We start from the raw sequence: 6,295 nt of genomic DNA, 5'->3' as shown, positions 1-6,295 counted from the left end.
GCCGGGACCGGACGCGCGGAGACCGGGAAGGCGGGACCGGCGAGGGGACCGGCGGGGGGACCCTGGACGGGTGCGGGGAGGGGCGGGGGCGACAGGGACGGGAGAGGCCGGCGTCGCGGGGAGGGCCGGGGACCCGGGGGAGGCGAGGGCGGCGGCCAGAGCGGCGGAGGTGAGGAGCATTGCTCTCATAACCGGGATGTTCTCCAGCGTTTCGGACCGCCCTCCCACCGCCACGTGAACGATATGTGGCCGCTTTCGGTAGAGCGCGTGCCAGGATGAGCAGATGGACATCGACCTGGCTGATCTGGGGTTCTGGCGCCGTCCGACGAAGGAGCGGCACGAGGCGTTCGCGAGGCTGAGAGAGCTGGAGCGGCCGGTGTTCTTCACCGAGAAGCGGGTGCCGCTGCTCCGCTCCGGCAGCGGGTTCTACGCGCTGGTGCGCCACGCCGACGTGGTGGAGGCCAGCCGCAACGCCAAGGTCTTCTCCAGCGAGCCGGCGGCGAGCAGTCCCGAGCCGCCGGGCTGGGTCAAGCACGTGTTCGGCGAGTCGATGGTCAACATGGACGACCCCCGCCATGCCCGGCTGCGCCGGATCGTCTCGCGCGCGTTCAGCCCGAAGATGCTCTCCAATCTGCAGGGCGACATCGAGAAGGCCTGCGCCCGGATCGTCGGCGACGCCGTGGCGGCGGGCCCCGGCGGCGACTTCGTCGAGCAGGTGGCCGCCCGGCTGCCGATCCACGTCATCTGCGACATGATGGGCGTCCCGGACGACCTGCGCGAGCAGGTCCACCGGCACGTGGACGTCTCCACCGCCTACACCGGCGTGCGGCCCAGCCTGGCCCGGACCGTGCGGATGGCCGTGGGCAACATGCTCGCCCTGCTCGCCCTGCAGCGCATGGTGATCGGCCTGGGCCGGGAGCGGGCCGAGCAGCCCCGCGCAGACCTGGTCTCGGCGCTGGTCACCGCCAACGTGGACGGGGAGCGGCTGACCGACCGCGAGCTCGGCTCGTTCTTCGCGCTGCTGCTCGTCGCCGGCAACGAGACCGCGCGCAACACCATGGCGCACGGCATCAAGCTGCTCACCGACAACCCCGAGCAGCGGCGGCTGCTCTTGGAGGACTTCGACGGCCGCATCGGCGGCGCGATCGAGGAGATGGTCCGCCACGTCTCGCCCATCATGCAGTTCCGGCGGACCGTCACCGAGGACTACGACCTGCGCGGCCTGCACCTGAAGCCGGGCGACAAGGTCGTGCTCTTCTACGGCTCGGCCAACCGCGACGAGACGGTCTTCCCCGACGCCGACCGGTTCGACATCACCCGCGACGCCAAGGGGCACGTGGGCTTCGGCGGCCCGGGCCCGCACTTCTGCCTGGGGGCGAACCTCGCCCGCCAGGAGATCCGGACGATGTTCCGCGAACTGTTCACCCGGCTGCCGAACGTGCAGTCGGTGGGCGAGCCGGAGCTGCTGCTGTCGAACTTCGACAACAGCGTGCGGAGCCAGAGGTTCACCTTCTGACCCTTTCCAGCGAACCGCACATTGGTGGATGAATGATTTAATCGCTTGACCGTATGATTTATTCATGTTGTCATGGCGGGCATGCTGTACGGCACGCCCGCGCTGGACGCGGCAGACGAGAAGGTCCTCGCCGAGATCGAGGACATGCGCACCGACCTGCGGCACCGGCTCGCCGAGACGCGCCGCTGGGACGGCCAGCTCCGCAGGCACCTGCAGGCGCTGGCCATCCAGGGGTCGAACGCGATCGAGGGCTATCAGGCGAGCGCCGAGGACATCGGGTCGATCATGGCGGGGGAGGAGCCGCTGGACACCTCCCCCGGGGTGGCCAGGGAGATCGCCGGATACCAGCAGGCGATGACCTACATCCAGCTGCTGTCCCGGGCCGCGGTCTTCCGCTACGACGCGGGGCTGCTGCACGCGCTGAACTTCATGATGATCGGCCACCACCGGGACAAGTCGCCGGGCACGGTCCGGCCGGGAGCGATCTTCATCAGCGACTCCGGCACGGGCGAGGTCGTCTACGAGGGACCGGACGTGGAGACGGTGCCCGGCCTCCTCGACGAGCTGGTCGACTGGCTCAACACGGGCGACCTGGACGCCCCCGGCTACGTCCGCGCGGCCATGGCGCACTTCAACCTGGTGAAGATCCATCCGTGGCGGGACGGCAACGGCCGGGGCTCCCGGGCGCTGCAGACCCTGGTGCTCGGCCGCGACCGCATCCTCACCCCGGAGTTCGCCTCGATCGAGGAGTGGCTCGGGCAGGGCCGTACGACCTATGACTACTACAACGTGCTCGGCGAGGTCGGCGGGAAGCGGTGGAGCCCGCACGACGACACGCTCCCCTGGGTCAGGTTCAACCTCCGCTGCCACCACATGCAGGCGCAGAAGGTCCGGCAGCGGCTGCGCGAGGCCGGCGAGGTGTGGACCGTGCTGGAGGAGGGGGTCGGCGCCGACGGCCTGCACACCCGCTGCGTCTCGGCGCTGTACGAGGTCTTCGTCAACCGGCGGCTGCGCCGGACCATGTACCAGGCGGACGAGTCGCTCAGCCAGGGCCAGGCCGCCCGCGACCTGCGCGAGCTGACGGCCAAGGGCTGGCTGCGGCCGTACGGCGAGACCAAGGGCCGGTTCTACGCCCCCGGCCCGAGGATGGAGGCGATCAAGGCCGACTTCGCCGCCCGGCTGGCCCCCCTCCGCGACCCCTACCGGCGGGAGTAGCCCGCCGCTCTCGCCCGGCAGGCTCTTCTGGGCCCAGCTCCCGGCGTCAGCCGTACAACTCGAACGGGTTCACGACGGACACCCCCGTGCCCTCGAAGTCCTTGACGTTCCGGCTCACGAGCGTCCAGCCGTTCACCCGGGCCGTCGCGGCGATCAGGCCGTCCGCGGTCGGAAGCGGACGTACGGCGTTCAGCCGTCCCCACTCCTCGGCCACCTCCGACGTGACGGGAGCGATGCGGTCGACGAACCACCGATGAAGGTCGTGCAGCCAGCGTTCCAGCACGGCTGCCTGGGCGGGGTCGCTGCGCCTGCGGCGCTCCACTCCGCAGCGGATCTCGCCGACGGTCAGGCTGCTGAGATGGAGCGTCGGTCCATGGGCGGTGCCGATCCAGTCCTTGACCTGAGGGCTTCCGTTCCGCTTGCGCGCCTCGGACACCACGTTCGTGTCGAGTAGATAACCGGTGCTCATCAGTCGAAGTCCACATCTCGGGGCAGGTCCCGGCTGCGCGGGAACTCGACGTCGTCGTCCCAGTCGGGCCCGGTGAGGAGGAAGCGTGCGAAGTCGGGGGCATCGCCTTTGAGCCGGCGGTATTCGGCGACGTCGATGACGACGGCCACCTCCTCCCCGTGCCGGGTGACGATCTGCGGCCCCTCGTCCGTCGCGCGCCGCACGACCTCGCTGAAGCGCTGTTTCGCTTCCTGGACCTGCCATGCGGTCATGAGCCGACTCCTGTCTAGTCTGTCTAGACATAGACTATACGGTCAAGACCCGGGCTACGAGGTGGTCAGCACGTTCTCCCGGATGGTGACGAAGGCGACCAGCGCCGAGACCGCCATCATCGCCGCGCCGATCAGCATCGTCGTGTGGAAGCCCGCCGTGAAGGCGGCCGGGGAGGTGAAGGCGTCCCCGGTCAGCCCGGCCAGCGGCGGGATCGCGGCCACCGCGAGCAGGCTCCCCGTGCGGGCCACGGCGTTGTTGACGCCGCTGGCCACCCCGGCGTAGCGCTCCTCGGCGGTGGCCAGCACCGTCGCGGTGAGCGGCGCGACCGCCGCCGACAGGCCCAGGCCGAACAGGGAGACCGGGAGCAGCACGTCCACCGCGTAACCGGAGCCCTCGCCGATCCGGGCCATCCAGAGCAGCGCGGCGGCGCAGAGCAGGATGCCCGCGGTCATCGGGAGCCGCGGCCCGATCCGCCTGGCCAGTTCGCCCGCGCGCGACGACAGCAGCAGCATCAGCACCGTCACCGGGATCATCGCCGACCCGGCGAGCAGCGGGGAGAAGCCCGAGGAGACCTGGAGCTGGACCACCAGCAGGAAGAACACCACGCCCATCGCGGCGTACATGACGAACGTGACGGCGTTGACGGCGGTGAACACCCGGGAGGCGAACACCCCGACCGGCACCAGCGCCTCCGGTGAGCGCCGGACCTGCAGCCAGGCGAACGCCGCGCCCAGTGCGGCGCCGAGGATCAGCGGGAGCGGGAGCAGGTCGATGAGGCCGTAGGTGATCCCGGCCAGCGCCGCGGCGGCCAGCACCGCGCCGAGCACGTCGAACCGCCCGGTGGCCGAGGCGTCCCTGCTCTCCGGCACGTGCCGTACGGCGACCGCCACCACGAGCGCGGCCACCGGCAGGTTGATCAGGAACACCCAGCGCCAGCCGGCCGCGTCCACCAGCCACCCGCCGAGCAGCGGCCCGACCGCCGCCGCCACCCCGCCCAGCCCGGACCAGGCGCCGATCGCGCGGGGCCGGTCTCCGGGCGCGAAGGACGCCTGGATGATCGCCAGGGAGCCCGGGGTGAGCAGCGCCCCGCCGGCGCCTGCAGGGCGCGCGCCGCGACGAGCGTCTCCAGGTTCGGAGCCAGGCCGCACAGGGCCGAGGCCAGGGCGAACCAGACCACGCCGACGAGGAAGACCCGGCGCCTGCCGTACCGGTCGCCGAGCGCGCCGCCGAGCAGGATCAGGCCCGCGAGGGTGAGCGTGTAGGCGTTGACCGTCCACTGCAGCCCGGCCATGCCGGCGTCCAGATCGGCGCCGAGCGCGGGCAGCGCCACGTTGACGACCGTGCCGTCCAGCAGGGCGATGCCCGAGCCGAGCACAGTGGCGAGCAGGACCCACCGCCCGGCGGGCGAGGCGAACCGGATGCGGCCGTCGTCCATGGCGATCATCGTCCTCGGTGTCCGTCGCGGCCCGCTCCGCCCGCCGGGTTCTCGGCCGGGCGGCGGGGCGCGTTCCAGGACCGTGCGAACAACGGGCCGCACCGCCTGATTCCCCGCCGCGCGGTCGTGCCCCCGGAATGCGGAAAGTGTCGGCGATCTCTGGTAGGACGGGTCCGTCGCGTTCCGCCTGACAGGAGCCCCGGATGGACCACAGCGAGTTCAACGACAGCGTCGGCAACCTCTCCGAGGGGGTCTACGCCGGACTGTCGATCGCGCACGCGCCCGAGCAGGACGGCGGGGAGCTGCCCGCCGCCGACCGGGTGGCGTGGCGGATCGCGGTGGAGACCTACGACCCCGAGGAGACCTTCGAGGAGCGGTTCGCCCGCTTCCTGGCGAAGGTGGACACCACGCAGGTCAAAGCGTTGATCATCGGCGGGTGGACGGAGGCCTACGAGGAGGACAGCTCCGCGGTCGTCGGGCTGCTCACCGACAACGCGGCGCGGTTCCCGGCGCTGCGCTCGCTCTTCCTCGGCGCGATGCACTCGGAGGAGTGCGAGGTCTCCTGGATCCAGCAGAGCGACGTCACGCCGCTGCTGGAGGCGTTCCCGCTGCTGGAGCGCCTGGAGGTGCGCGGCGGAAGCGGGCTGGAGCTGCGGCCGGTCCGGCATGAGGCCCTGCGGATCCTCCGGTTCGAGACCGGCGGGCTGCCCGCCGGGGTGGTGCGCGCGGTGGGCGCCTGTGAGTTCCCCGCGCTGGAGCACCTGGAGCTGTGGCTCGGCGTCTCCGACTACGGCGGCGACGCCACGGTCGCCGACCTGGAGGGCATCCTGTCGGGGGACCGGCTGCCCGCGCTGCGGCACCTGGGGCTGCAGGACAGCGAGATCCAGGACGAGGTCGCGGCCGCCGTGGCGTCGGCGCCGGTCGTCGCCCGGCTGGAGTCGCTCGCCCAGTCGATGGGCGTGCTGACCGACGCCGGAGCCGAGGCGCTGCTGACCGGCCAGCCGCTGACCCACCTGAAGCGGCTGGACCTGCACCACCACTACCTGAGCGACGCGATGGCCGAGCGGATCCGCAAGGCGCTGCCGGAGGTCGAGATCGACCTGACCGAGCGGGAGGACCCCGACGACGAGTGGCGCTACGTCGCGGTGGGGGAGTGAGCGGCGATCCGGTCCTGGCGGTCGTCGGCACGCCCGGTGACCGGCGGGTGACGATGTTCGCCGACGCCTGCACCCGGTACGGCCTGCGCCCGCCCGAGGTGGTCCCGTGGACCTCCGTACTGCGCGGCGAGGAGATCCGGCTGGAGCCCGGGACGCTCGTCCGGATCGACTCGCCCGGCGAGGATCCCGGGGCCGACGCGCTGCTGCGCGGGCCCGGTGAGCCGTCCCGGGTGGGCGGCGGCGCGCGCTGG

The 6,295-nt window shown here is 71.9% G+C and carries 5 protein-coding genes and 2 pseudogenes; 4 read left to right on the top strand and 3 right to left on the bottom strand.

The window, feature by feature from the left end; all coding sequences use genetic code 11:
* Positions 1 to 283 precede the first annotated feature (283 nt).
* On the top strand, positions 284 to 1,516 hold the full coding sequence (locus tag ACWJ6R_RS27945; protein ID WP_449065086.1) for a cytochrome P450: 1,233 nt from the start codon (positions 284 to 286) through the stop codon (positions 1,514 to 1,516).
* Positions 1,517 to 1,588: 72 nt separating this feature from the next.
* Positions 1,589 to 2,731, top strand: coding sequence for a Fic family protein (locus ACWJ6R_RS27940; RefSeq protein WP_449065085.1), 1,143 nt, complete (start codon positions 1,589 to 1,591; stop codon positions 2,729 to 2,731).
* A gap of 46 nt (positions 2,732 to 2,777) precedes the next feature.
* Here the strand turns inward: ACWJ6R_RS27940 and ACWJ6R_RS27935 are convergent, their stop codons facing one another.
* The 3 genes and pseudogenes from ACWJ6R_RS27935 to ACWJ6R_RS27925 all read right to left on the bottom strand — a co-directional run bounded on the left by ACWJ6R_RS27935 (position 2,778) and on the right by ACWJ6R_RS27925 (position 4,887).
* Positions 2,778 to 3,200, bottom strand: coding sequence for a PIN domain-containing protein (locus tag ACWJ6R_RS27935; RefSeq protein WP_449065084.1), 423 nt, complete (start codon positions 3,198 to 3,200; stop codon positions 2,778 to 2,780).
* Positions 3,200 to 3,451 (bottom strand): type II toxin-antitoxin system Phd/YefM family antitoxin, encoded by a 252-nt coding sequence (locus ACWJ6R_RS27930; protein ID WP_449065083.1) that lies wholly within the window; start codon positions 3,449 to 3,451, stop codon positions 3,200 to 3,202. The genes ACWJ6R_RS27935 and ACWJ6R_RS27930 overlap by 1 nt, the downstream gene beginning before the upstream one ends.
* Positions 3,452 to 3,505: 54 nt before the next feature.
* Positions 3,506 to 4,887: pseudogene (locus ACWJ6R_RS27925) on the bottom strand (MFS transporter).
* Positions 4,888 to 5,090: 203 nt separating this feature from the next.
* On the opposite strand from ACWJ6R_RS27925, the gene ACWJ6R_RS27920 reads away from it, so the two are divergent.
* Together ACWJ6R_RS27920 and ACWJ6R_RS27915 are read left to right on the top strand one after the other, a co-directional pair.
* The gene (locus ACWJ6R_RS27920) at positions 5,091 to 6,044 is read left to right on the top strand and encodes an STM4015 family protein (RefSeq protein WP_449065082.1); all 954 of its coding nucleotides are present in this window, start codon (positions 5,091 to 5,093) and stop codon (positions 6,042 to 6,044) included.
* Positions 6,041 to 6,295, top strand: a pseudogene (locus ACWJ6R_RS27915) (STM4014 family protein); the annotation flags it as partial. The gene ACWJ6R_RS27920 and the pseudogene ACWJ6R_RS27915, both read left to right, overlap by 4 nt.

The organism is Planomonospora algeriensis (assembly GCF_977012225.1).
This window is presented reverse-complemented; position numbering and strand designations above follow the sequence as displayed.